General features: G+C 63.5%; 18 protein-coding genes. 8 read left to right on the forward strand and 10 right to left on the reverse strand.

Translation table 11 applies throughout. The annotated features are described in order from the left end of the window. Positions 1-116 precede the first annotated feature (116 nt). Genes ACU4IU_RS09220 through ACU4IU_RS09235 form a run of 4 tightly spaced genes read right to left on the reverse strand, consistent with a single transcriptional unit; the run spans position 117 to position 6,989 of the window. Complete coding sequence (locus tag ACU4IU_RS09220; protein ID WP_446656516.1) at positions 117-2,546, reverse strand: virulence factor MviN; 2,430 nt, start codon at positions 2,544-2,546, stop codon at positions 117-119. A gap of 22 nt (positions 2,547-2,568) precedes the next feature. Continuing rightward, positions 2,569-4,188: a murein biosynthesis integral membrane protein MurJ gene (murJ, locus tag ACU4IU_RS09225; RefSeq protein ID WP_446656517.1), complete on the reverse strand. Its 1,620-nt coding sequence runs from the start codon at positions 4,186-4,188 to the stop codon at positions 2,569-2,571. A gap of 3 nt (positions 4,189-4,191) precedes the next feature. Continuing rightward, entirely contained in the window at positions 4,192-6,504 is a 2,313-nt protein-coding gene (locus ACU4IU_RS09230) for a DUF6049 family protein (RefSeq protein WP_446656518.1), read from the reverse strand. After that, on the reverse strand, positions 6,501-6,989 hold the full coding sequence (locus ACU4IU_RS09235; RefSeq protein WP_025779589.1) for an NUDIX domain-containing protein: 489 nt from the start codon (positions 6,987-6,989) through the stop codon (positions 6,501-6,503). The genes ACU4IU_RS09230 and ACU4IU_RS09235 overlap by 4 nt, the downstream gene beginning before the upstream one ends. Before the next feature lie 140 nt (positions 6,990-7,129). Between ACU4IU_RS09235 and ACU4IU_RS09240 the strand changes: the two genes are divergently transcribed. The 8 genes from ACU4IU_RS09240 to rplI all read left to right on the forward strand — a co-directional run bounded on the left by ACU4IU_RS09240 (position 7,130) and on the right by rplI (position 16,496). After that, positions 7,130-8,605, forward strand: coding sequence for a CCA tRNA nucleotidyltransferase (locus ACU4IU_RS09240; protein WP_446656519.1), 1,476 nt, complete (start codon positions 7,130-7,132; stop codon positions 8,603-8,605). A 108-nt stretch (positions 8,606-8,713) separates the two neighbouring features. Beyond that, on the forward strand, positions 8,714-10,420 hold the full coding sequence (locus ACU4IU_RS09245) for an AMP-binding protein (RefSeq protein ID WP_420096558.1): 1,707 nt from the start codon (positions 8,714-8,716) through the stop codon (positions 10,418-10,420). A gap of 445 nt (positions 10,421-10,865) precedes the next feature. Further along, positions 10,866-13,280 carry a transglycosylase domain-containing protein gene (locus ACU4IU_RS09250; protein WP_446656520.1) on the forward strand — a complete coding sequence of 805 codons (2,415 nt, stop codon included), beginning with the start codon at positions 10,866-10,868 and terminating at the stop codon, positions 13,278-13,280. Positions 13,281-13,296: 16 nt separating this feature from the next. Beyond that, complete coding sequence (locus ACU4IU_RS09255) at positions 13,297-14,670, forward strand: hypothetical protein (RefSeq protein ID WP_446656521.1); 1,374 nt, start codon at positions 13,297-13,299, stop codon at positions 14,668-14,670. A gap of 109 nt (positions 14,671-14,779) precedes the next feature. Continuing rightward, positions 14,780-15,070 (forward strand): 30S ribosomal protein S6, encoded by a 291-nt coding sequence (rpsF, locus tag ACU4IU_RS09260; RefSeq protein WP_025779601.1) that lies wholly within the window; start codon positions 14,780-14,782, stop codon positions 15,068-15,070. 34 nt (positions 15,071-15,104) lie between these two features. Beyond that, positions 15,105-15,734 (forward strand): single-stranded DNA-binding protein, encoded by a 630-nt coding sequence (locus tag ACU4IU_RS09265; RefSeq protein ID WP_172173179.1) that lies wholly within the window; start codon positions 15,105-15,107, stop codon positions 15,732-15,734. 47 nt (positions 15,735-15,781) lie between these two features. After that, positions 15,782-16,021 carry a 30S ribosomal protein S18 gene (gene rpsR / locus ACU4IU_RS09270; RefSeq protein ID WP_025779604.1) on the forward strand — a complete coding sequence of 80 codons (240 nt, stop codon included), beginning with the start codon at positions 15,782-15,784 and terminating at the stop codon, positions 16,019-16,021. Between the two features lie 16 nt (positions 16,022-16,037). Then, positions 16,038-16,496 carry a 50S ribosomal protein L9 gene (gene rplI / locus ACU4IU_RS09275; protein WP_101546503.1) on the forward strand — a complete coding sequence of 153 codons (459 nt, stop codon included), beginning with the start codon at positions 16,038-16,040 and terminating at the stop codon, positions 16,494-16,496. Between the two features lie 522 nt (positions 16,497-17,018). On the opposite strand, the gene ACU4IU_RS09280 is transcribed toward rplI, so the two are convergent. The 6 genes from ACU4IU_RS09280 to ACU4IU_RS09305 form a co-directional block, all read right to left on the reverse strand. Continuing rightward, a complete protein-coding gene (locus ACU4IU_RS09280; protein WP_172173182.1) occupies positions 17,019-18,359 on the reverse strand; it encodes a Dyp-type peroxidase in 1,341 nt (446 codons plus the stop codon). A gap of 19 nt (positions 18,360-18,378) precedes the next feature. Further along, on the reverse strand, positions 18,379-19,692 hold the full coding sequence (gene efeO / locus ACU4IU_RS09285; RefSeq protein WP_172173185.1) for an iron uptake system protein EfeO: 1,314 nt from the start codon (positions 19,690-19,692) through the stop codon (positions 18,379-18,381). A gap of 79 nt (positions 19,693-19,771) precedes the next feature. Continuing rightward, the gene (efeU, locus tag ACU4IU_RS09290) at positions 19,772-20,719 is read right to left on the reverse strand and encodes an iron uptake transporter permease EfeU (protein ID WP_172173188.1); all 948 of its coding nucleotides are present in this window, start codon (positions 20,717-20,719) and stop codon (positions 19,772-19,774) included. Between the two features lie 194 nt (positions 20,720-20,913). Then, positions 20,914-21,534, reverse strand: a complete 621-nt coding sequence (locus tag ACU4IU_RS09295; RefSeq protein ID WP_446656522.1) for a DUF488 domain-containing protein — start codon at positions 21,532-21,534, stop codon at positions 20,914-20,916. A 10-nt stretch (positions 21,535-21,544) separates the two neighbouring features. Beyond that, the gene (gene argE, locus ACU4IU_RS09300; RefSeq protein WP_446656523.1) at positions 21,545-22,720 is read right to left on the reverse strand and encodes an acetylornithine deacetylase; all 1,176 of its coding nucleotides are present in this window, start codon (positions 22,718-22,720) and stop codon (positions 21,545-21,547) included. A 261-nt stretch (positions 22,721-22,981) separates the two neighbouring features. Further along, a complete protein-coding gene (locus tag ACU4IU_RS09305) occupies positions 22,982-23,755 on the reverse strand; it encodes a class I SAM-dependent methyltransferase (protein ID WP_446656524.1) in 774 nt (257 codons plus the stop codon). Positions 23,756-23,831 lie beyond the last annotated feature (76 nt).

Below are 23,831 nucleotides of genomic sequence, written 5' to 3' on the forward strand. Positions count from 1 at the left end.
AGCGCGCCGCGGAGTGCCGCGCGAAATGACGTTCGTATCTATAACGGTACGGTGCCGCGGACTATTCCGCACCCGCATCCTGTTCGGCATCAGGGTACGAGGAACTGCTGGTCGGTTCAGAAGAACTTCACAGAGCTGATGGTGGCCTTATAGCCGCCGTCGGTCTGCGGCAGTTCAGTGACCCAGAGGATGAGTTTGTCCGTCTTGACCTCTTCATCGAACTCCACGGTGACGGCACCGTCGGAATCGAAGACGCCTTCGCCGATGACCTTCGCGTCCTCGGGGTCGTCACCGTCACGGATCTCGAACTTGCCTCCGGAGTTCCCCGACGCCACCTTCACCTTGCTGATGGTGGTCTCGTCCTCGAACTCGAAGAGCAGACCGACACCGGATTTGAGATTGCCGAAGCTCGCCGAGTTGTACCGGTCGGTGTTCCATGACCCTTCGGTCTTGGGAATGACGTTCTCGGTTTCACTGTCGTGTTCCGATCCGTCGCCTTCGGGGTCGAGGGATTCGACCGTCTTGATCTTCGGAGGATCGGCTTTCGGAGTCTTCTTCTCTTCCTTCTTCGTCGGCTGCTCGCTCGCTGCGGACGTCTCAGAGACCGGAGTGGACTCCTCATCTCCCGAGTTGAAGCCGATGATGACGATGCCGAGCACGATTGCGGCAACGACCGCGAGGCCGAGAACCAGCCACAGGAAGGGTTTCCGAGTGGCGGCTGGATCCCGCTCGTCGGGGCCTGCTCCACCCGAACCGCCGCCAGCACCGCCGGAAGCCGCGCTACCGCCAGCACCACCGGTGCCGGCACCCCCTGCCGTGGCACCTGCTGTCCCGGCAGCCTTGTTTCGGTTCTTCACAGACCCAGCCTGGGCTGCACCGGTCGAATCGCTGTGCTGTTGGCGCGGTTTCCCGGCCTTGCGCTCAGCAGGGCGCACAGATTCGGAGCCCTCAGCCGCCTCGGCGCGGGACTCACCACCGGTGTTCCGGTTGTCGACTGCACTGCGATCGTCAACGGAGTCCGGGGACAGCCGGCGCATCTCCTTCGGCGGTGCGGCAGCATTGGCTTCCTGCTGACGGGCAGTCGAACTCGCCTCGAAGGCGGCAAGCCGCCTGCGCGCTTCGTCTTCCTTGGCCTTCGCGATCCGCCGTTCGCGTTCATACTCGCGTCGCTGATGCTCGCGCTGCTGTTCATTGGTTTCGAACATGCCGCCGAGGAACCAGGAACCGTCGTCATCGTCCTCGCCGTCCATGATCACGCGCGTGTCGTTCTCATCGCTTTCGTCGTCGTTCTCGGGGACGATCTCAAGTGCCTGAGTGTCAGGATCCGAATCGTCTTCCCGGCTCATGATCGGGGTCGTGAGGTTCTCGTCGTATTCGTGCTCCGAATACTCCGAATACTCCGAGTACGTCTGCTCCGGCTGCCATTCCTCCCAGTCCTGAGCGGCGCTGTCGAGTTGTTCCTTCGCAATCGGGAAGCTCGAGGCCTCGCGCATCTGCATCCTGTCGGCATACCGGCCCGTGGTGCTTCCGACCACTCCGGCCGCCAGTCCCCGCGTTCCCGGACGAGTGATTCCGATGCGCACCAGGGCGGCCTGCACCTGATCTTCGCTGGCGCTGGTCGAACCGCCGGGACCGGGCCCGATGGTCTTCGAACGTGGAGCGGGCAGGCTGGTGGCCTCATCGAAGCTGCGCGGCGACTGATCGAACAGATTCTCGTTCTCCGCCACCGGAGCGCGATTGACGTAGCGCAGCAGTTCCGGGTCCCACTTGTCGATATAGCCGAGAACCTCGGCGACCGAACCCGGACCGGGATCCGAACCTGTGATGATTCCACTGACGAAATCATCGAGTCTGTCAGGGACCTCGGGGTTGAGCGCCTGCGCCCGGGCGATCCGGGCGTTCTCTTTCTCCGCAGGTGGAATGCCGTCGAATGCCTCTTCGCCGGGCCAGTATCCGGTCAGAGCCGTGTAGAAGAGCTGGACGAGCGCGAGGGCGTCTCGACGTGAGGCCTTTGTCGGCGTGTAGTCCTTCTGCTCGACGAGCCCGGTGTCCAGCGCCAGTGCCGCATCGATGCCGATGCCTGCGATGACCACCGCACCCTTCGACGTCAGACCGACCAGACTCGGACGCAGGAACATGTGGAACAGTCCCCGCCTGGCGGAGGTCACTAGCGCCGAGCCGACCTCGCCGATGAGTGCGCAGGCGGCGTCGACGGGCAACGGCGAACGGGGCAGGATCTGGTTGAACGGCGTCACCGCGATGCGCTTGATGACGATGTAGTCCAGTCCGTTGGAATGGCCGACGTCGAGGGTCGGGGCGATGCGCGGGTCACCGAGGATCGACACACGACGGGCGGCTTCGAGGACGTCGTTGGAACCGTCGGCATCGGCGACGAGGATGAGCACGGGTTCATCGAGGATCGCATCGAGTCCGGTGCAGACGGCACCGACCTCGGGCTTTTCGGGAAGCCATCGGCGGTCGACGGTCGATACGACATAACGGCCGGCCACCACCATGCCGGGTTCGATATCGATCAGGGCGACCACCTCCGGTGGGGATTGACGGGGCTCAGGCTGTTTTCCTAAGTTTTCCAGCTACCACGCCAATAATCGAATGCAACTCTCTGACTCTGAGCAAATAACAAGCTCCGATGAAGAACAGGAGCATCACGGTGCCGACGGCAGCCGTGGTGATGAACGCCTGCCAGCGTCCTGCCAAGGCGAAGTCCGGGAAGAAGTAGAGCAGACCGAACCCAGCGCCTGCGGCGACGATCGCAGCGAGTAGGAACTTCATGTGCGAGGTGAGGATTCCGCGCAGGTCGATGGCGCCGAGGCGCTTCTTCAGGACCGCAAACGAGATGATCATCGCCATCAGATAGCCGAGGCTCATGACGAGACCGATGATCGCCACCGTCACCGACTTCGGGAAGATCGATACCGAGAGCACCGCCAGGGACTGGAAGATGATCTGCGGCAGCTGGATGAGGAACGGGGTCTTCGCATCCCCGTAGGCGTAGAACACCCGCTGTGCGAGATAGTTCGCGCTGAAGGGTACGAGACCGAAGACCATCGTGATGATGACCAGGCCGATGGCCATGGCCTGTTCGCGACCAGGACCGGCAATGATCATCGCCACCGGTGAGGCGAGGACGACGAGGGCGGCGAGGGCGAAGGTGTTGACCATCCCGACCATGCGCACACCCATCGAGAAGTCGCCGACGACGGCCTCGGTGTCCTCCTCGGCCGCGTTCTTGGCCAGAGAGGTGAACAGCGCCGTGGCCAGGGACACCGCGATGAGCGAATGCGGGAGCATGAACACGAGGTAGGCGTTCGTATATGCCGTGTTTGAGGCATTGCCGTCGCCGGGGATCGACGCTCCCGAGGCGACGCGGGAGATGATGAGGAAGCCGATCTGGCCGATGAGCATGGCTGCGAACGTCCAGAACGCGACCTTGCCGGCCGAGCCGAGACCGACTCCCCGGAATCCGAACGTCGGCTTGTACTTGAAGCCGATGCGTTTGAGCGGCCAGATGAGGATGAGCGCCTGAGCCACGACGCCGAGGGTCGCCGTTCCGGCGATGAGGGCGATCTTGTCCGGGGTCCATGTATCGAGATCGTGGGTTGCAGAGTTGTTCGTGCCGAAGATGAGAATGAACGCGGCGAGACCGGCGATCGCGACGACGTTGTTGAGCACCGGTGCCCACATATAGGGGCCGAACGACGACTTCGCATTGAGCACCTGGCCCAGCAGCGTGTAGAGGCCGTAGAAGAACAGCTGCGGCAGACACCAGTAAGCGAAGGCTGTGGACAGCGCCAACTGTGCCGGAGACCAGCCCGAGGAGTACAGCCAGACGAGCAGCGGGGCCGCCGCCGTCGCGACGATGGTCACCACTCCGAGAATGAGGAACGACAGGGTCAGCAGTCGGTTCGTGAAGTCGGCACCGCCGTCTTCCCGTTTGGAGGCACGCACGATCTGCGGGACGAGGACGGCATTGACCACGCCGCCGGCCAGCAGCATGTAGAGGGTGTTCGGCACCTTGTTCGCGACGTCGAACGCGTCTGCCTGGACGAAGTTCACACCGATCGCGGTGGCCAGCATCGAGGCTTTGACGAAACCGAGCACACGCGAGGTCATGGTGCCGGCGGTCATGATCGCCGAGGACCGGGCCAGGGATGAGAAGCTGGACACGCTCTACCTCTTTTCGGGGTCGTCGGTCTTGGCGCGGGCCATCGCATCGGCCAGCTGCTGTTCGGGGATCTTCGGTCGCCCCCGAGAAATGGTCTTGATCAAGCCGATCACGAACACTACGGCCAGTGCCAATCCGATCACAGCGGTGCCGATGTTCTCCCAATCGGCGCGGACCCGAACCATGAGTGATTCCTGCTTGGGCAGGACCACCTCGTCGGCGGTGACCATCTCGATCGTCGTCGGCACATCGGCGTTGGCGAGGCCCTCGACGGGCACGTCCACACGCATCATCTCCGCGGCAGGCACCTTGACGGTCTCCGTCTCCTGCGCCCGCAGCTGCGGAGTGTTCGGCTTCATCCGGATCCGCAGCGTCGCCTCGGCGGGGGAATCATTGACGATCGTGACCGGAATCGTCGTCTTCTCGCCGGTGACGAGGAGGACGGACGAGCCCTTGCGCAGGTGCAGGCTGTCCATGAGGTTCTCGCTCTGTTCGCGGGCCTGACCGGCGCAGATGTTCGCGTTCCGGCCCAGGGTCCACGCCGCCGAGGTACAGGTGAGGAGTTCGCGGTCGAGCCGGATATCGGCGCTGTCACGGTCACTGAAGACGCTGTTGAAGTCCGCTTGGTTCGCCCGGGTCTCGGCCAGCGATTCCACGGCCCTCTTGCGGATGTGCGGAGCGTCGGCATCCGTCCGCAGCAGCCCGCGCGCCTCGGAACCGGAATCGAGGATCTTGTCGACCTCGGTGGGAGCGATCCACGGTGCCGAGCTCAGTTCCTCGACGGTCTGTTCCCAATTTGCCGAGGCGGCCGCGCGTGGGAGCGGAACGAACAGGCTGCGAGTGCGGTAGGGCGCCTCGGATTGGATCACCGCGGACTCCGCGACGAGCTCCGACAGTGCCCCGGCCGGGTTGTCCTCGGCGATCGCCTCGGCGCTCATGTCCGTGAGCTTCGTATCCGAGATGAGAGTGTCGATCGTCGACTCCCCGTCATCGGTGATCGTCGTCTGAGAATGCGCATCATCGTGGATGCCGGTGATCGAGGGCTGCTGACCATCGCTGAGGATCGCGGTGGAATTTCCGGACTTCTTCAGTGCCCGCAGCCCGTTCTTCGTCGCACTTCCGGCAACCGGCCAAGCGATGTCCGTGCGGGCATCGGGGAAGACGTCCTTGACGATCTCGCGCTGCTTCTGAGCGAAGGAGCTCAGTCGGTCTATCTTCGTCCCGCGCAGAGCACTGAGATCGGGATCGCCATAGGGCAGAGCCACGACCGGGTGCTTCTGTGCCGCCTCCACGAAGTCCTGATACCAGGAATCGAGGCGTTTGCGCTGCTTCTCTGCGGCTTCGAGTTCGGCGCCGCTGGAATCGGCGTCATCGTTCTCCGGTGCTCCGACCGGTGGCGACTGAGTCTCCTCACCGCTTCCCCCGTCGGGCTCTTCGGTCTCCTCCGGTGCGTCGGCGGGAGTCGGTTCGGCGATGGCGGCTTCGAAGGAAGCGATGATTCGGGGGTCGATCGCCAGAGCGAGCTCTTTGTGTTCCAGCAGCTTTGCGATCGTGTCGAGCGAACCGCCTTCGGCAATGGCGGCATCGAGCCGGTCGGAAGGGATGAGTCCGCCCTCGGAATGGCCGGGCAGAGTGACGGGAGCGAGCAGGCTGATCTTCGTCTGATCGAACTCCGGATCCGGGTACCACGTGGTGAAGCCGAGCGCAGAGGCCCGCAGACCGGTGTCGTCGCCGAGCTGAACCGCCAGCCCCCGCGGGCCCCAGGAACTCACGGGTGAGGACTTGCTCAGGTCGAGGTCATCGGCGGGCACGCGGAAGGTGAATTCCGCGGAGGTGCCGGGATCGATGGTGTCGTCGAACGAGGTGTCGAGGGTGATTCCCGAGCTGTCATCGGAATCGGCGTCCTTGTCCTTCTTCGCCTTCTTCCTCGCTTCGGTTCCATCATGTTCGAGATCGGCGACGGTGCGGTGCTGTGCCTGTCCCTGCTTCCAGGCGGTCAGGCGGGATTCGGAATCGAGCTTCCGAGTCGACATCTGCAGGCTCAGGCTCGGCTTCTCGACCGCCTTCTTCGTCGTGTTCGAGATCGTTCCCCGCACGGTCAGCGTGCCCTTGTCATCGATCCACGGAGTCACCTCGTCGAGGGTGATCGAGACCTCATCTTTCTTCGCATCGGTGTCCGCGTCGGTATTCGCATCGGTGCTGGCTGCGGCCGGGGCGGCATCGAGCAGCGGATATGCGAAAACCGGCCCTGCGAGCAGCAGGAGCGTGCTCAGCAGGGCGGTGAGGAATCGCAGTCGGCGAATGGGAATGGGTTTCACTGCTCCAGTCGGGACACCATCGGTCGGGCGGCGGCGACGATTCGGCGCTCATTGGCGAACGACAGTCGCGAACGCAGGTCATTGAAGGGCACCCACGCCGCATCGATCGCTTCTTGGTCAGGATCATTATCCACTGTCAGAGTCCCCGATTGTGCACGCAGCAGGAAATGGTGGACGAGTTTGTGGATCCGGATTCCGGTCACGGTGAACCAGTAGTCGACGGTTCCCAGCGGGCAGATGATCTGCCCCGCGATCCCGGTCTCCTCTTCGACCTCACGGCGAGCCGCCTCGGCGGGGGTCTCCGTTCCTTCGAGATGCCCCTTGGGGAGGCACCATTCGATCCGGCCGGCGCGATTGATGCGCGCGATGACGGCCACGGTCAGCAACGGGTGAGAGAAGTCGACAACGATGCCACCGGCGGAGATCTCCTCCACTGTGGTGCGGCGGGACGTGCGGGGTCCCGGCTTGGGCATCGGTGTGGTCATTCTCCTACCTTAGTAGGCGAAGCTTGGAAGTTTCGTGTCATCTGCTCCCGGTAGGCTTATGGAGATCGGAACTCACGCCTGGACGCGGGAGACGAGTTCCCATGGGCAAGAGCAGAGATCTGAAGAATTGAAGGAGCTCGGTGGATCCGCAGACCGCGCACAACCGACTGCACGACAAGCTCGACGAACTCGAGCACATCCTCGGCCCGCTGGGTCAGAGGTTCTCCTCAGCCGGTTTCGAACTCGCCCTCGTCGGCGGTTCCGTCCGTGACGCGCTGCTCGGTCGCCCCATGCCCGACCTTGACTTCACCACCGATGCCCACCCCGACGACATCCTCGGACTGATCTCCGATTGGGTCGACACACATTGGGACATCGGACGCGAATTCGGCACCATCGGGGCCGTGAAGTCCGGTGTGCAGATCGAGATCACGACCTACCGCGCAGAAGCCTATGAAGAGGACTCGCGCAAACCTGTGGTCGCCTTCGGCACGGACCTCGACGCCGACCTCGTCCGCCGCGACTTCACGATCGGGGCGATGGCGATCCGGCTGCCCTCGAAGACGTTCGTCGACCCGCATCATGGATTCGACGACCTCATCGCCGGTCGCATCCGCACCCCCGGGGCCGCCGCGGACTCGTTCTCCGATGATCCGCTGCGGATGATGCGCGCGGCCCGGTTCACCTCTCAGCTCGGGCTCGACCCAGTGCCTGAGGTGGAAGAGGCGATGACGGCGATGGCCGATCGGATCGAGATCATCTCCGCCGAACGCGTCCAGGTCGAACTCGTCAAGCTCATCACCGGCATCGATCCGGTCGCCGGAATCGACCTGCTCGTGCGCACCGGAATCGCCGACCATGTCCTCCCCGAGGTGTCCGGACTGCAGCTCGAGACCGATGAGCATCATCGGCACAAGGACGTCTACCAGCATTCGCTGACCGTGCTGCGTCAGGCAGTCGAACTCGAGAGCCGATATGCCGCGGCTCAAGAGGAGGCCGGAATGGCCGACGATGATCCGCAGCGCCTGCGCGTGCCGGACTTCGTCGTGCGTTTCGCCGCGCTCATGCACGATGTCGGCAAACCCGCCACTCGGCGTTTCCAGCCCGGCGGTGCCGTGACGTTCTACCATCACGACGCGGTCGGTGCGAAGCTCACGGCCAAGCGGATGAAGGCGCTGCGCTTCGACAAGGACACGACGAAGGCGGTCGGCCGCCTCGTCGAACTGCATCTGCGCTTCTACGGCTACGGCGATGCCGGGTGGACGGACTCGGCGGTGCGCCGCTATGTCACCGACGCGGGACGGCTGCTCTCGCGGCTGCACATTCTCACCCGTGCGGACGTGACCACCCGGAACAAGCGGAAGGCCGATCGGCTCGCGTTCGCCTATGACGACCTGGAAGAGCGCATCGAGGCCCTGGCGAAACAGGAAAAACTCGATTCGATCCGCCCGGACCTCGACGGCAAGCAGATCATGGCGATCCTCGATATCGAACCATCACCGCTGGTGGGCAAGGCGTACAAGCATCTGCTCGAGCTGCGGATGGAGCACGGGCCGCTCGGACGCGAACGCGCCGAGGCGGAGTTGCGCTCCTGGTGGGAATCCCACGGTCAGTGACCGACCCCCGCCTGCTCACCGGCTGATCAGTGCTGATAGCTTCGTAATCGTTTAGATTTGTGTGTGACGTCACATGATGTGACGGTGGCGAAAGGTGAGGAGACCACAATGACAGTGACCGAGGAGTTCCGTGCTGCCCGAGACAAGCTGATCGAGCTCCGCAGCGATTACGAGGCCGCGCGCGAACAGTTCGAATGGCCGCGTCTCACGCACTTCAACTTCGCACTCGACTGGTTCGACAAGATCGCCGAGAACAACGACAAGCCGGCTCTGTGGATCGTCGAACAGGACGGAACTGAGGGCAAGTGGAGCTTCGCGGAGCTCTCCGCGCGGTCGAACCAGGTGGCGAATCACTTCCGCCGCGCCGGGATCAAGCGCGGCGACCATGTCATGGTCATGCTCAACAACCAGGTCGAGCTGTGGGAGACGATGCTCGCCGGCATCAAGCTCGGTGCCGTGCTCATGCCGGCCACCACGCAGCTGGGCCCCATCGATCTCACCGACCGTGCCGAGCGCGGTCAGGCCGAGTTCGTCGTCGCCGGCGCCGAGGATGCCGCGAAGTTCGATGACGTCGATGTCGAAGTCGTCCGCATCGTCGTCGGCGGCGAGCCCACCCGCCAGCAGGACTACAGCTACTCCGATGCCGATGATGAGAGCACCGAGTTCGACCCTCAGGGCAGCTCGCGCGCCGATGACCTGATGCTCCTCTACTTCACCTCGGGCACCACCTCGAAGGCGAAGATGGTCGCCCACACCCATGTCTCCTACCCGGTCGGTCATCTCTCGACGATGTACTGGATGGGACTGACACCCGGCGACGTCCACCTCAATGTCGCATCGCCCGGCTGGGCCAAGCACGCCTGGTCGAACATCTTCACCCCGTGGATCGCCGAAGCCTGCGTCTTCCTCTACAACTACTCGCGCTTCGACGCCAACGCCCTCATGGAGACCATGGACCGCGTGGGAGTGACGAGCTTCTGCGCCCCGCCGACAGTGTGGCGCATGCTCATCCAGGCCGACCTCAGCCACCTGAAGAATCCCCCGACGAAAGCTCTCGGTGCCGGTGAACCCCTCAACCCCGAGATCATCGACCGCGTTCACAGCGAATGGGGTGTGCTCATCCGCGACGGCTTCGGTCAGACCGAGTCGACCCTGCAGATCGGCAACTCGCCCGATCAGGAGCTCAAATACGGCTCGATGGGCAAGGCCCTGCCCGGATTCGACGTCGTGCTCATCGACCCGGCGACCGGTGAGGAAGGCGACGAGGGCGAGATCTGCCTGCGCCTCGATCCTCGCCCCGTCGGATTGACCACCGGATACTGGAGCAACCCGGAGAAGACCGCAGAGGCCTTCGAAGGCGGTGTCTATCACACCGGTGATGTGGCCTCCCGTGACGAGGACGGATACATCACCTACGTCGGTCGCGCCGATGACGTGTTCAAGGCCAGCGACTACCGGCTCTCCCCCTTCGAGCTCGAAAGCGTGCTCATCGAACACGAGGCCGTCGCCGAGGCGGCCGTCGTGCCCTCGCCGGATCCTGTGCGACTGGCTGTGCCCAAGGCGTATGTCGTGGTGTCGAGCAAGTTCGAGGCCGATGCCGAGACGGCCCGGTCGATCCTCGCCTACTGCCGTGAGAATCTGGCTCCGTACAAGCGCATCCGCCGACTCGAGTTCGCCGAGCTGCCGAAGACGATCTCCGGAAAGATCCGTCGCGTCGAGCTGCGCGCCCGCGAAGACCAGCTGCATCCGTTCAGCGGCGAACCCGTCGTCGAGGGCAACGAGTACGCCGACACGGACTTCGACCTTAAGAGCTGAGCGGTGCCGCGACTCTCGTTCAAGCGGCCCAGCACTTTTCAGCCCGTATGCCTATGGCAAAGCGCTGGGCGGCTTGAACGAGGCGTCGCGGCTGGCGGCATCTGCGGAAAAGTGCGGGCACGCTTGAACGAGAAGGTACGCGCGCATGGTCGAGGTGCCCCGGCTGGCGACGCCGAGCACTGATCTGCGGGCAGACGTTTGAATGTGAGCAAACACGCACTCGTCATGGTTGATTCTCCCGCAGTCAAGTAAAATGCCTGGTGAGATGCCGAATGCGGGGTTACTCTGAGAACGGTTCGGTAACCTGGCGTGTCTGCAGGGCGTCAGGCTCAGCACTTTTTCATCCTCTACTAATGAATGCGTGCGAGACTGATTGGCGTCTTTGACCTTTTTCGGACCTCGTCGCCACGCATTGCGGCAGGCTGACTGACCTGGAGGACCTTGGGTGGCTAAGGGACAACACACAGCCAAGAACATCGGCAGGAATACGAAGAACCTGCTCAACTACCCGCGAGCGGGTGTGAGCGGATGGACCCGTTTCCTGCCGAGCATCCGCGTACTCGTCGTCGGCGGGCTCAGCCTCGTCATCGCCCTGTGCGTGGCGTTCGCCATCGGCTATGCCGCAACGGACATCCCCGAGCCGAACCTCGAGGCCACCGGTCAGACCTCGACGATCTACTACAGCGACGGCAAGACGCCGATCGGTCAGTACAAGGTCGAGGACCGCAAGTCAGTGGAGATCGACGAGATCTCCGAACCCATGCAGAAGGCCGCGATCGCCGCCGAGGACACCTCGTTCTACGAGAACCGCGGCATCTCGATCAAGGGTCTCTCCCGCGCTGTCGTCGGCGTGGCCACGAATAAGTACGCGGGTGGCGGTTCGACGATCACCCAGCAGTACGTGAAGAACTTCTACCTCACGAACGAGCATTCGCTTGATCGCAAGGTCAAGGAGATGTTCATCTCGCTCAAGATCGACCAGCAGCAGTCGAAGGACGAGATCCTCGCGAACTACCTCAACACCATCTACCTCGGCCGTCGTTCCTACGGCATCGAAGTGGCATCTCAGAACTATTTCGACAAGCCGGCCTCGGAACTCAATGTCAGCGAGTCCGCTCTGCTGGCCGCGATGATCCAGCGCCCGGGTGCCGCCGATCCTTCGGACAACCCCGAGGCCTATCAGGACCGCTTCGACTACGTGGTCAAGAACATGGTCGACGAAGGCTTCATCACCGAGGAGCAGGCCGCCAAGGTCGAGATGCCCGAAGTGAAGAAGCAGAACAAGGAATCCTCGCTGTCCGGGCAGAAGGGCTACATGTGGGACTTCGTCCGTCGTGAAGCCCTGCGCAAGCTCGATATCGATGAGGCCCAGCTCGACCGCGGTGGCTACAACATCGTCACCACCTTCGACAAGGATCGTATGAAGGCAGCCGAGCAGGCCATCAAGACGCTTCCCCAGGACCAGCCCGAAGGAATGCAGGCCGGACTCGTCTCGATCGACCCCGACAACGGCGGAATCGAAGCTTTCTACGGTGGTAAGAACTACCTCGATCAGGCGTTCAATGCCTCGACCCAGAGCCATGTGCAGGCCGGATCGACGTTCAAGCCCTTCGCACTCGTCGCAGGTCTGGAGAACGGTGTCAGGCTGACCGATTCCTATCCCGGTGCCAGCCCGACGGTGCTCAACAACGACGGCACGCCGTGGCCGGTGCGCAACTTCGGCGGCTCGAGCTATGGCCCGGTGAGCCTGCTTAAGGCGACGCAGTCCTCGATCAATACAGCCTATGCGGCACTCAACGTGCAGGTCGGGCCCGACAAGACTGTCGACGTCGCCGAACGTGCGGGTCTGAGCGAGAACTGCACCGACAAGGAGATGAAGACCGGGGATACCGGCGGCTGCTCGATCGGTCTGACCCCGAACCCCTCCAATGTGCTCGGTACGCCCAGCGTCAAGCCCATCGACATGGCTTCGGCGTACGCGACCTTTGCGGCAAACGGCGTGCACCACGAGACTCACTCGATCAAGAAGGTCACGAAGGGTGCCGAGGACGAGGAAGTGTACAAGGCCGAAACCAAGGGCAAGCGCGTCTTCGACAAGGCAGTTGGTGCCGAGACCTCGTACGCCCTGAGCCAGGTCGTCCAAGGTGGTTCGGGCAGCTACGCCCAGAACCTCGGTCGTCCTGCCGCCGGCAAGACCGGTACGACGAACGAGAACAAGGCCGCATGGTTCTCCGGTTACACACCGAACCTCGCCACCTCGGTCGTGCTCTATCGCGAGGTCGACGGAAAGTCCGTGTCTATCGGCTCCTTCGGCGGTCGCGGTGAGGTCACCGGTGGTTCGTTCCCCGTTCAGGTGTGGACCGACTACATGCAGAAGGCCCTCCAGGGTGAGAAGGTCGAACAGTTCCCGGCCCGCGGCGAGCTTCCCGATAAGCCGAAGCCGAAGAACTCCAACCCGGCCCCGGCTCCGAAGCCCGAGCCGAAAGCACCGTCGGGCAGCAACGACGGCAGCGACGGGGACGAAAAGGAAGAGCCCAAGGCTCCGATCGAGACTCCGAAGGACGACGAGGACAAGAACAAGGACTCCGACGGCGACGAGAAGGGCAAGGAAGAAGGCTCGAAGGACGGTTCCGACGAAGGTTCGAAGGACTCCGACGGTAAGGACAGTGGGTCCGATGACGGCGGCGGTGGTGACACCGGTGGCGGCAACGGTTCCAACAAGGGCTCCGGCGGCGGTGGCGACACCGGTGGCAACGGTACCGACAAGGGCTCTGGCGACGGTGGCGACACTGGCGGTGGAGACACCGGAAACGGCAGCAGTGAAGATGGCGGATTGGGCATCGATGACATCACCGGCTGACCGGTAACCTCGAGTCATGCCCTCGAAGTCCAGCACCCGGATCGCCGAGCCTCTGCTCGGCGGTCCGGTCGGCATTCACCTCGGTGCTGCCGGTCGCCGGTTCCGCAGCGCGCAGGCCTCTGCGCTGGCTGCGGTCCTCGGCGTCATCACCTTCCTCGCTCTGGCTCTGCAGGGCCCGTGTCTGAGCTCGGGATACGAACAGCCGGCCGCCTCGGCGAGGATGTGCGCAGGGCCGCTGTCCACGGCGTTCCTCGGTGACACCAACCCCGAAGTGCTCGGGCGCGCACACGGCGGAGCGGCGGCCCTGGCTCCGCTGGAAGCTCGCCTGGTCGACCTGTTTCAGCTGTTCACCAACGACGTCTCCCTCTTCATGGTCGTCGTGCTCCTGCTCAACACCGCAGGGATCGCTGCTCTCGGCGCCGGACTCCTCGTCCTCGCCCGCTTCCGGGGGTGGCTGGTCGCGGTATTCGCCTCCCCGCTCATCCTCTTCACCCTCGGCTCCACTCTCGACCCGATTGCCCTCGCGCTGGCGGTGTGGGCGATGGTCATCTTCTTCGGAACCCCACCGCTGCGCCCGCGCGGGTGGTTGGCCGGTGTGCTGCTGGGCATCGCGACGTTCATCAACCCACTCGCCCTCCTCGTGATCCTCGCCCTGACCGTGACCGGGCCGAACCCGGCACGGGGACTGAAGGCGCGCAATCCGCGGATGATGCTCGCCGCGGCCACGGTCACCTCGGCGGTGCTGCTCGTCGTCGATCTCAGCGCGATCGACCGGATCATCCACTGGTACTCCGATGCCGTCGACGGCGGATCCTTCGCGTCGATTCTGCTCATGGCCGAACTCGGCGACGTGTCCGTCTGGGCCCCGCTGTGGATCATCGTCAGCGCCGGAGTGGTCCTCGCCGTCACCGTCTCCCTCTACATGGTCCGCCGCACGGGTGTCGACCCGGCCGTAGCCGCATGCCTGCTCATCGGCGGCTGCCTGCTGCTTGCGCCGGGACTCATGCCCTGGGACAGCCTGTGGCTGCTGCCCTTCATCGCCCTGTCCGTCCGCCGCTGGTGGGTGCTCATCGTCTGGACCCTCGCCGAGGCGGTCTTCGCCGTCGCCGTCCAACTCGGTGATGTGTCGGGATTCGAAGTCGATGAGGGACTCGACTCCACCTTCGTCGCCCTGTTCACCCTGCTGCGACTGTTGGCTCTCGTCCTCGTCGTGATCATGGCCGGTGAGAACCTCTACCGGCGAGGTATCCGCGGTCGCATGGCTGCGTCGGCGCCGCCTCGGCGAGAAGAGATCGACGATCCTGGCGACGCACTGGAACATCGGGCTGCTGGACGTAAGGAAAAGCACGAATCCGGACATGACAGTCAGCGCACCGGTCGATTAGACTAGTGAGGTCTGTTCCCATTTCGTGACGATCACGAGACGGGGAGCGGGCGTGCATATACCCTCCTGCCATGGACCGACCATGGCCGCAAAGACCAGAGGAGGTGGGTGACATATGCGTAAGTACGAGCTCATGCTCATTCTTGATAACGACCTCGAAGAGCGGACGCTGGCTGACACCGTGAACAACCTGATCAAGGTTGTCCCGGCTGAGAACGGCACCGTCGACAACGTGGATATCTGGGGACGTCGTCGCTTCGCGTACGAGATCCAGAAGAAGTCCGAAGGCTACTACGTCGTGGTTGATTTCCACGCCGAGCCTGCAACGACCAAGGAACTCGATCGTCAGCTCGGACTCAACGAGTCCGTTCTGCGTACGAAGATCCTCCGCCCGGACGCCAAGTAAGGCATCTTAAGCTACCTCGCTTCTAGGAGATTCAATGGCAGGCGAAACAGTCATCACGGTCGTCGGGAACCTCACCAGCGATCCCGAACTGCGCTTCACACCGAACGGTGCGGCAGTCGCTAACTTCACCGTGGCCTCGACGCCGCGTATCTTCGACCGTCAGGCCAACGAGTTCAAGGACGGAGAGACTCTCTTCCTCCGCTGCTCGGTGTGGCGTGAAATGGGAGAGAACGTCGCCGAATCTCTGCAGCGCGGTACTCGGGTCATCGTTCAGGGCCGACTGAAGTCCCGGTCCTTCGAAACCAAGGAAGGCGAGAAGCGCACGGTCATGGAGCTGGATGTCGACGAAGTCGGCCCCAGCCTGCGACGCGCCACCGCCCAGGTCTCGAAGAACAGCCCCAGCGGCGGAGGAAACTTCGGCGGTGGCGGCGGCAACTTCGGTGGCGGCAGCCAGGGCGGAGGCGGCCAGCAGGGCGGCTTCGGCAACCAGCAGTCTTCCGGCTGGGGCAACAATCCTCAGCAGGGCGGCCAGCAGGGCGGTCAGCGCCAGGGCTACAGCCAGGGCGGCAACAACGCACCCGCCAATGACCCGTGGGCATCATCGAACCCGCAGAGCGGCAACGGCGGCTGGGGCAACCCCGGCGCCGATGAACCCCCGTTCTGATCCACGTCTTCACGACATTTCGAGACATTCGTTAACAGGAGATACTCATGGCAAAGCCAGAGATCCGGAAGCCTATCAAGAAGAAGGCTAATCCGCTCAAGAAGGGCGAAGCGGCGAACATCCACTACAAGGACACCGCTACGCTCCGTAAGTTCATTTCCGACCGCGGCAAGATCCGTGCACGTCGCGTCACTGGTGTGACCGTGCAGGAACAGCGCGTCATCGCAAAGGCCGTCAAGAACGCCCGCGAGATGGCACTTCTGCCCTACTCGAGCTCAGCTCGCTGATCGGAGGGAAAGAATAATGCCTAACCGCAAAGTGATTCTGAACCAGGAAGTCGACGGCCTCGGTGCCGCCGGCGACGTCGTCGAGGTTCGTGCCGGATACGCACGCAACCTGCTTCTGCCTCGTGGCTGGGCTTCGGCCTGGTCCGCCGGCGCTGAGAAGCACATCGAGTCTCTGCGCAAGGCCCGTCAGGCCAAGCAGATCGCTGATCACGACGAAGCCATCAAGGTCAAGGGCGAACTCGAGTCGACTACGGCTCGCATCGACATGAAGGCCGGCAAGAACGGTCGCCTCTTCGGCGCCGTCACCCCTGCCCTCGTGGCCGAGGCCCTGCAGACCGCGACCGGACGCGAGTTCGATCGCCGTCAGGTCGCCTTGACCGGTCACGTCAAGACCCCCGGCAGCTACAACGCTGTTGTGCGCGTCGGCGACGAGATCACCGCGAAGATCAAGTTCGAGGTCATCGGCAAGGCCTGATCAAGGCCTTGTCCGGGCGTCCCAGTTCGGATGATTCGGACGTGGTGAGGGCCTGAACGGCCCCACCGCACCACCGCCGAGGCGGCACCTGAGTTCAGGTGCCGCCTCGGCGTTTTTCGTGGGGTTGGGATTCGGCTGTCGGAGCTGTGAGGGTGCGGCCGGCGGCGGCTCGCTGCTGATACCTGCTCACGGTGGGCACTGACTCACGGTGGGCACTGAGTTGCGGACGGCGTCCGGGGGCTGCGGACTGCACTGGAGGGCAGTCGAGCATCCATCCGGGTTCTCGGCAAAACGACGTGTCGCACCTAGAACCTCGCGACAGCTACATAACATCCCGTTGCACCTGTGCGTTGTGCGGCTGCCGGTGACAGATGCATTTGCAGTCGTAGGTTGTGCCGCTTGCGGTGACGGATGCTCGTGGGTCGCAGATGGAGGACATGACGCTTGCGGTGCGCAACATCGCTGGCGGTGTGGGATGCTGCGATGCGGCCCGGACGTTGCGGGACGATGGGAAGGGATGGGTCAGGTGAAGAGCTTCTGGCCGATCATCGTGTCTCCGGTGCCGATTCCGGGCGGGATGGCGAACAGCGCCGAGGCCTGATGCTGCAGGTACTCGGTGAGCAGGTCCTTCTGTGCCATGGTCTTGAGGATCGGGTAGAAATTCGTCCGCGGGTCCCGCACATAGGCGATGAAGAACAGACCCGCATCGAGGCGGCCGAGCGAATCATTGCCATCGGTGAAGTTGTATCCTCGACGCAGCATCTTCGCCCCCTTGTGGTGCTCGGGAGCGACGATGGCGATATGCGACCGCGCATCGATCGCCGGTGCACCTTCGCCGTTCTTCGCAGAGAAGTCGATGGGGGTGAACTCTTCATCCGCGGTGGGTTCTGCCACGGACTGCGGGGCGCCATAGCGTTTGTCGCGGCCGATGATGTCTTCCTGTTCAGCCAAGGACACTCGGTCCCAGATCTCCAAGTACATGTGGATCTTGCGAGCCATGAAGTAGGTGCCACCGGCCAGCCAGCCATCGGAAGCCGGATCATCACCAGACTGTACCCACAGGTGCTTGTCGAGTTCGCCGTCGGCGTCCTCGCTCTTGATGTTGTTCGTCCCGTCCTTGAACCCGAACAGGTTGCGCGGCGTCTCCTGCTCTGTCGACGTCGACGAGGTGCGGCCGTAGCCGATCTGCCCCCACTTGAGCTTCGCAGTGCCGAAAGCGATGCGAGTGAGGTTGCGGATCGCATGGACGGCGACCTGCGGATCGTTCGCGCAGGCTTGGACGAGCAGATCACCGTTGCTCTCGGAGGCATGGATGGCTTCATTCGCGAACTTCGGCACACCGTCCTTGAGCACCTGCGGCATCTTGCCCTTCAGGCCGAAACGATCCTTGCCCGACTCATCGACGAACAAGGTGGCACCGAAGCCGAAGGTGATCGTCAGCCCGCTGGCCGGATACCCCCACACCTCACCGGAATCCTTCGGCGGCAGTTCGGTATTCGCGTCCGGAGCGCCACCGACCAGGTCACCGGCACTCATCTGTTCCGCCGCCACCGTCCAATCCTCGAGGAGGCTGATGAGCGCTTGACGGTCCGAGGTCGTGACATCGAAGGCCACCGTGTACATATTGTCCTGAGCGGGAGTGAGGATGCCCTGCTGCTTCTCAGCCCGGAAGGGATAGCTGAGATGGACGGCGGACTGCTTCTTCTCCTGCGTTCCGCGCACGGCATAACCGACCGCACCGCCCCCGACACCAGCGATGCCGAGAGCACCTGCGGCCCCACCGAGGGCAAAGAGCCGACGCCTCGGAATCCCGCGCACCTTGCCTTCGGTGGATCCCGCCTCGGTGGGTTCGTCATGGCTCATTCGCGTACTCCGACAGACTTCAGCGCAGGATGGTGCCGCTGACCTGCGACAGGGGTTCGCTCAGAGCGTTGACGGCATCCGAGAGCTCTTGCTGGGCTTTGGTGTAGTCGGTGTCCTTCGGAGCTTCGCCGGCGTCCTTCTGCACTGTCGCGACCTTCGAATAGTCCTTGTAGAGGATATTGCCCTCATCGTCCTTGCCGGTCTGGTACTTCTTGAGCACCGTCTTCACACCGTCGAGGTTCGTTGTGATCTTCTTCGCGAGCTCGGGATCCTGGGCTTCGACGAGCTTTTCGACATTGCCGTAGGCCACCTCGGCGCCTTCGATATTCGCGTGGAAGTCAAAGAGGTCGGTGTGTGAGAAGGTCTCCTCTTCGCCGCCGATCTTCGACAGTGCGACCTCTTCGAGCAGCGCGGATGCACCCGTGGCGACATCGGAGAGTTTGAGTTCGAACGTGCCGCTGGCGCCGTCGACCTTGCCGTAGACGAGGTCGTAGAGGGTCTTCGTGTCCTCGTTGAGTTTGTCTGCGACCTTCTTCCGTTCGGCCCCGGACTCGAACTTATAGCCTTCGGACTTGTCCGTGAACAGATCGGCTTCGATCCGGTGCCAACCGGTCCAGTCGGCCAACACCTCGGGGTCGTTGGGCTTCTTCCCGGCATCAGCCGAGAGGTCCTGGACTCGGGCGTCGAGCGCACCGTCGAGGTCTCCGGCCTCTTTGATGCCGAAGGACTCGGCGGTCGGTTCGATGCGTTCATAGTGCTGACGCGCCAACGGATAGAGGGCCTTCGCCTTCTCGGTATCACCCGAGGTGTAAGCATCGGTGAAGTCCTTCGTGGCATCGACGAGCTGACCGACCTGGTCCTTGACGTAGCCGGTGTAGTTCGTGATCGCCTTGTCCTCGGCGGCTTGGGTGTCGCTGTCGACGGAGACTTCTTCGCCCTTCGTGACGGCGAACTCCGCCAAGCCCACGAAATCGCCGACCATATTCGGCTTGCACGCCGTGTAGTACGTGCCTTCTTCGAGTGCTGTGGTCACCGTGGTCGTCGTGCCTGGGCCGATGTTCTCCTTCTCGGATTCGATCTGGAGTTTGTTCTCGGCGAGGATCTCGAACTCGTTCGGCTTCGTGCCGTTGTTCGTCACGGAGAAGCTCACCTTGCCCGAAGGCAGTGTGGCGGGGCTGACCTCACAGGTGTCATCGGTGATGGTCACCGTGACAGTGTCGCCGGAGGCAGCGGCATCGTCCTTCTTGTTCTGCGGATTGTCGGTGCAGGCTGCCAGCGACAGGGCGAGCAGAGTGACCGTGGGCAGAGCGATGAGAGCGGAATGGCGATTCATGGATGTCCTTGCAGATGAGACTGGTGAATGAGGATGGTGCTCTGGTGCGGCCGGGCCGCACCCGGGGCGGTGTGGCAGATCAGGGATGGGGCGTGGTCGCCGATGATCTCGCCTCGACCGCCGCCGAGGTGGGGCCCGCCTCGGCGAGGGTGTGCCCTTCCGTCGGGGCGGGGGTCGTCCCGCCCTTTTTGCGGGGTGACTTCCCGTGGACCTGGCGGTAGAAGATGATGGCCACGGGAACGATGTAGATGATCCAGCCGATGGTCTGGAGCACCGTGGGTTGGACGTTGACCTGGAAGATCGCCTGTCCGAGGACGTAGAGCCAGTAGATCGGCGACGTGGGTTCCGGCAGCAGGTGGCTGACGTCCCACGCATGGTTCATGATTCCGGGAAGGACCCCAGCCTCCTGCAGATCGCTGATGCCGTACGCGAAGATTCCTGCGGCGACGAGGATGAGGAAATAGCCGGTGACAGAGAAGAACAGCTTCATGTTGATCTTGCGCGAACCGCGGTAGATGAGCCAGCCGAGGATGAGCGAGAGCAGCAGCCCGGTGACGACGCCGGCGGTGGTGGCGATGACGTTGTTCTCCACCGAGGAGCGGACCGTGGCCCAGATGAACAGCGCGGATTCCGCGCCTTCCCTGCCGACGGCGAGCACGGCGAGCCAGACGAGACCCCAGCCGGACGAGCGCTTGTCCAACGAGGCGGCCATCGACGATTCGAGTTCACCTTTGAGTGCGCGTGCGTGCTTGCCCATCCAGAAGATCATTCCGGTCACCAGGGCAACGGTGATGATGGAGAGCACGCCGCCGATGATCTCCTGCGCCTGATAGGTCAGGGTCTTCGGCCCCCAGGTCAGCAGGGCGCCGATGCCGAAGGGAATGAGCGCGGCGAGACCGACGCCGAGCCAGAGTTTGGGCAAGACGTCTCGGCGACCGGTCTTGACCAGGTAGCCCACGAGGATGCCGATGACCAAGGTGGCCTCGAGACCTTCGCGCAAGGCGATGAGGAGGTTCGCGACGAACATCTGACTCACTCTCGTCAGTTCGTCGAGGCGGGTGTTCGGGCCGTCTCGAAAGGGGATGAACGAATTTAGCCTAACCTAAGGTCGGCTGATTCAGTGTACATCCAGTTTCGTGGTGCTGCGGACGCGGGAAATCACGCGAATTTCAGCGGCGGCAGGGGTGATTGTCGGATTCGACAGGTGGATCGGAATCAGGATCAGAGGTCGAGAGGATCCTCGGCGGGGTAGGTGAGGTTCCCATCGTCGCCAAGTCGTGCACCCTCGCTGAGCTTCGCCGCATCGACATGTCCCGCGCCGAGGATGTGTGAGACCGCGAGGCCGCGGGCAAGCAGCTGGTCGGCGATGATCCTACGGTGGCAGCGCCACCACACCGCCTCTGAGCACATGAGGACGCAGCGTTGGGTCGTCGACCATTCGATGAGGATGTCGAGGTCGGTGTGGAACTCTTCGGAGAGGCAGTGGTCGGCGTAGTTGTGGAAGCTGCGGTTCTGCCACCAGGCATTCGTCTCAAACGGCACGGTACGGCTGACGGGGCGGCGTCCGGTCAGTCCCTCGAGACGGCGCAGTTCGATCCCCGCCTCGGCGAGGTCGGTCTCAAGGGTATCGGCGTTGAACCAGGGGTACTTGTTCGAACCGGGCAGTTTCCGGACGTCGACGACCGCCTCGGTGCCGGTATCGGTGAGCAGTTCGATGAGTTCGTTCAGCTCTCGGTTCGAATGCCCGACCGTGAGGACGGCCGGCAGGTCGGACTGGGCGGTACCGGCAGGACCGGTGGCCGCCTCGGTGGAAGCGACGCGACCGGTCCAGCTGGCGTTCATATCCGGTCGATCAACCCTCGGAGAGGTCGGCGATGAGGGCGTCGATGAAGGATTCGCAGGCGGCGATCTGTTCGAGTTCGATGAACTCGTCGGGTGCGTGAGCCTGGGCGATGTCTCCGGGACCGCAGACGACGGTCGGGATGCCGGCTTCGGAGAACAGACCCGCCTCGGTGCCGTAGGTGACCTTGTCATCGGTGGCGATGGCGCCCCAGCTCGCGGCGAGCGAGACGATGTCTGCATCGGCCGGAGTCTCGCAGCCGGGAGCCTCGGCTTCGATAGTGAAATCGACGCCGGCTGCCTCGTTCTCGGCGGCCATCGCTCGACCGAGACGCTGAGCCTCGGCGCGGAAGCGTTCGACGAGAGCCTCGCGGTCCACGGAACCGAGCGATCGGAACTCGAACTGGACGGTCGCCTCGGCGGGGATGGTGTTGACGGCGATGCCGCCGGTGAACGTGTTCGCCGTGACCGAGGTGAAGGGCACGACATAGGCCTCGTCGAAGGGCCCTTCGGTGCGGAATTCGGCTGCGACGGCGTGGACGAAGGCGACGAATTCGGAGGCATAGGCGATGGCGTTGACGCCTTCGGGGGTGAGCGAGGAGTGGGCGGCGACACCGTGGAAGTCGACGCGGAAGACGTTCATCGATTTGTGGCCGCGGATGGCCCGCATGCTCGAGGGTTCGCCGACGATGCAGCCGCGGGGCGTCAGGCCCTCCTCGGTGATGGCCTCGACGAGGGAGATGGCGCCCACGCAGCCGATCTCTTCGTCATAGGAGAATGCGAGGTGGATGGGTTCGCTGAGTTTCGCGGATTTGAGCGCTTCGAGGCGGGAGAGGATGACGCCGATGAAGGACTTCATGTCGGCGCTGCCGCGGGCAAAGTACTTTCCGTCGCGGACCTCCGGGGTGAACGGGTCCGAGGACCAGTCCTGGCCGTCGACGGGGACGACGTCGGTGTGCCCGGACAGGACGATGCCTCCTGTAGTCGTTCCGTCGGCTGCGGGGATGGTTGCGAGCAGGTTCGCCTTCGTGCCCTCCGGGTTCGGGATCCGGCGTGATTCGATGCCGGCGGCCTGGAGGCGGGCTTCGACGTGGTCGATGAGCGGGAGGTTCGTGTCCCGGCTCGTCGTGTCGAAGGTGATGAGATTCGTGATCTCGGTGATGGTGGCCTCGGCGGGTGTCGCTGACACGACTGCTCCTGACTCTCGGATGCGGGTTGTCTCGGTTCGGTCAGATCGCTGCATCTGCGGGAGGGCCGCGGTGGTCCCAGCGGGAACGTCGGACGTCTCCGCGGAGTGGCGGTCCCAGCGGGGACGTGGTCCCCGTGCAGGACAGCGGTGACCAGACTCTTCTCACTCTACGTGTCGGTCTGGTGGCGCGTGGGACCGGCCCAGTCGGTGGGCACTGCTCAGCCTTGAGCGCGCAGCTTTTGAACCATGAGGGCCCCATATTCAGGCCCCAGCGAGGACGAGAAGTGCCTCGTTCCGCGCATCGAGCCCGTCGTCGGGGATTTCGGCGGACATCTCTTCGCGCATGACCGCTCTCTTCACCGGGTCCATCGTCAGCTGAGCCGAGTAGGTGAAGACCATCGACAGCCAGTCGTGCCTCGAATAATGGAGGTCTTCGACGAACGTGGTCTCATTCGGGGTGAAACCGGCATCCTGCAGTTTTGTGAGCGCCGGATGTTCGACGGGTTCGAGCTCCCGCGTGGACTCAGCTGTACTGCTGCCCGCCCTCGCCTCTTGGCTCGCTTCGGTGCCCCGGCTCGCTCTCGAACCGAGACTCGCGGTCCTGCCGTCGGCATGAAAGCGAGCGATGACCGCATCGAGCCGGGTCTTCAGCTCACTGATGGGTTCGATATCGTTCCAAGCCAGAGCCAGAATTCCACCGGGGCGGAGCACCGTGCGAACTTTCGGCAGAGCAACCAGAGGATCGACCCAGTGGAAGGACTGACCGAAGCTGACGAGATCGAAGGTCCGGCCCTGTGGGTCCCATTTCTCGAACGTCGAGACTTCCACATCGAGACCTTTGGCCCGAGCGACCGCAGCCATTTCGTCATCTGGTTCGACGGCGAGGATCTCGGCGCCTGCTGACCGGAGCTGGGACGCGAGTATGCCGGTGCCGGAACCGACATCGAGGATGCGCGGGGCGTCCGCGGTTCGATCGCCGGTGGACGGCAGTGAGGAATCCGTTTGGGAGTCGGCGCTCGCCCCGGCCGCTTGCATGATCGCTCAGAGGAGCGCGGCAGGGTACTTCGGTCGGAAGGCGTCGTAGTCCTGGGCCACCTCGCCGAAGGATTCT

Source organism: Brevibacterium sp. CSND-B09 (assembly GCF_052906525.1).

Coding starts and splice junctions, on each gene's coding strand:
- ACU4IU_RS09235 (WP_025779589.1), bottom strand. CDS start 6,989: ATGACCACACCGATGCCCAAGCCGGGACCCCGCACGTCCCGCCGCACC.
- ACU4IU_RS09245 (WP_420096558.1), top strand. CDS start 8,714: ATGACAGTGACCGAGGAGTTCCGTGCTGCCCGAGACAAGCTGATCGAG.
- ACU4IU_RS09255 (WP_446656521.1), top strand. CDS start 13,297: ATGCCCTCGAAGTCCAGCACCCGGATCGCCGAGCCTCTGCTCGGCGGT.
- rpsF (WP_025779601.1), top strand. CDS start 14,780: ATGCGTAAGTACGAGCTCATGCTCATTCTTGATAACGACCTCGAAGAG.
- ACU4IU_RS09265 (WP_172173179.1), top strand. CDS start 15,105: ATGGCAGGCGAAACAGTCATCACGGTCGTCGGGAACCTCACCAGCGAT.
- rpsR (WP_025779604.1), top strand. CDS start 15,782: ATGGCAAAGCCAGAGATCCGGAAGCCTATCAAGAAGAAGGCTAATCCG.
- rplI (WP_101546503.1), top strand. CDS start 16,038: ATGCCTAACCGCAAAGTGATTCTGAACCAGGAAGTCGACGGCCTCGGT.
- ACU4IU_RS09280 (WP_172173182.1), bottom strand. CDS start 18,359: ATGAGCCATGACGAACCCACCGAGGCGGGATCCACCGAAGGCAAGGTG.
- efeO (WP_172173185.1), bottom strand. CDS start 19,692: ATGAATCGCCATTCCGCTCTCATCGCTCTGCCCACGGTCACTCTGCTC.
- efeU (WP_172173188.1), bottom strand. CDS start 20,719: ATGTTCGTCGCGAACCTCCTCATCGCCTTGCGCGAAGGTCTCGAGGCC.
- ACU4IU_RS09295 (WP_446656522.1), bottom strand. CDS start 21,534: ATGAACGCCAGCTGGACCGGTCGCGTCGCTTCCACCGAGGCGGCCACC.
- ACU4IU_RS09305 (WP_446656524.1), bottom strand. CDS start 23,755: ATGCAAGCGGCCGGGGCGAGCGCCGACTCCCAAACGGATTCCTCACTG.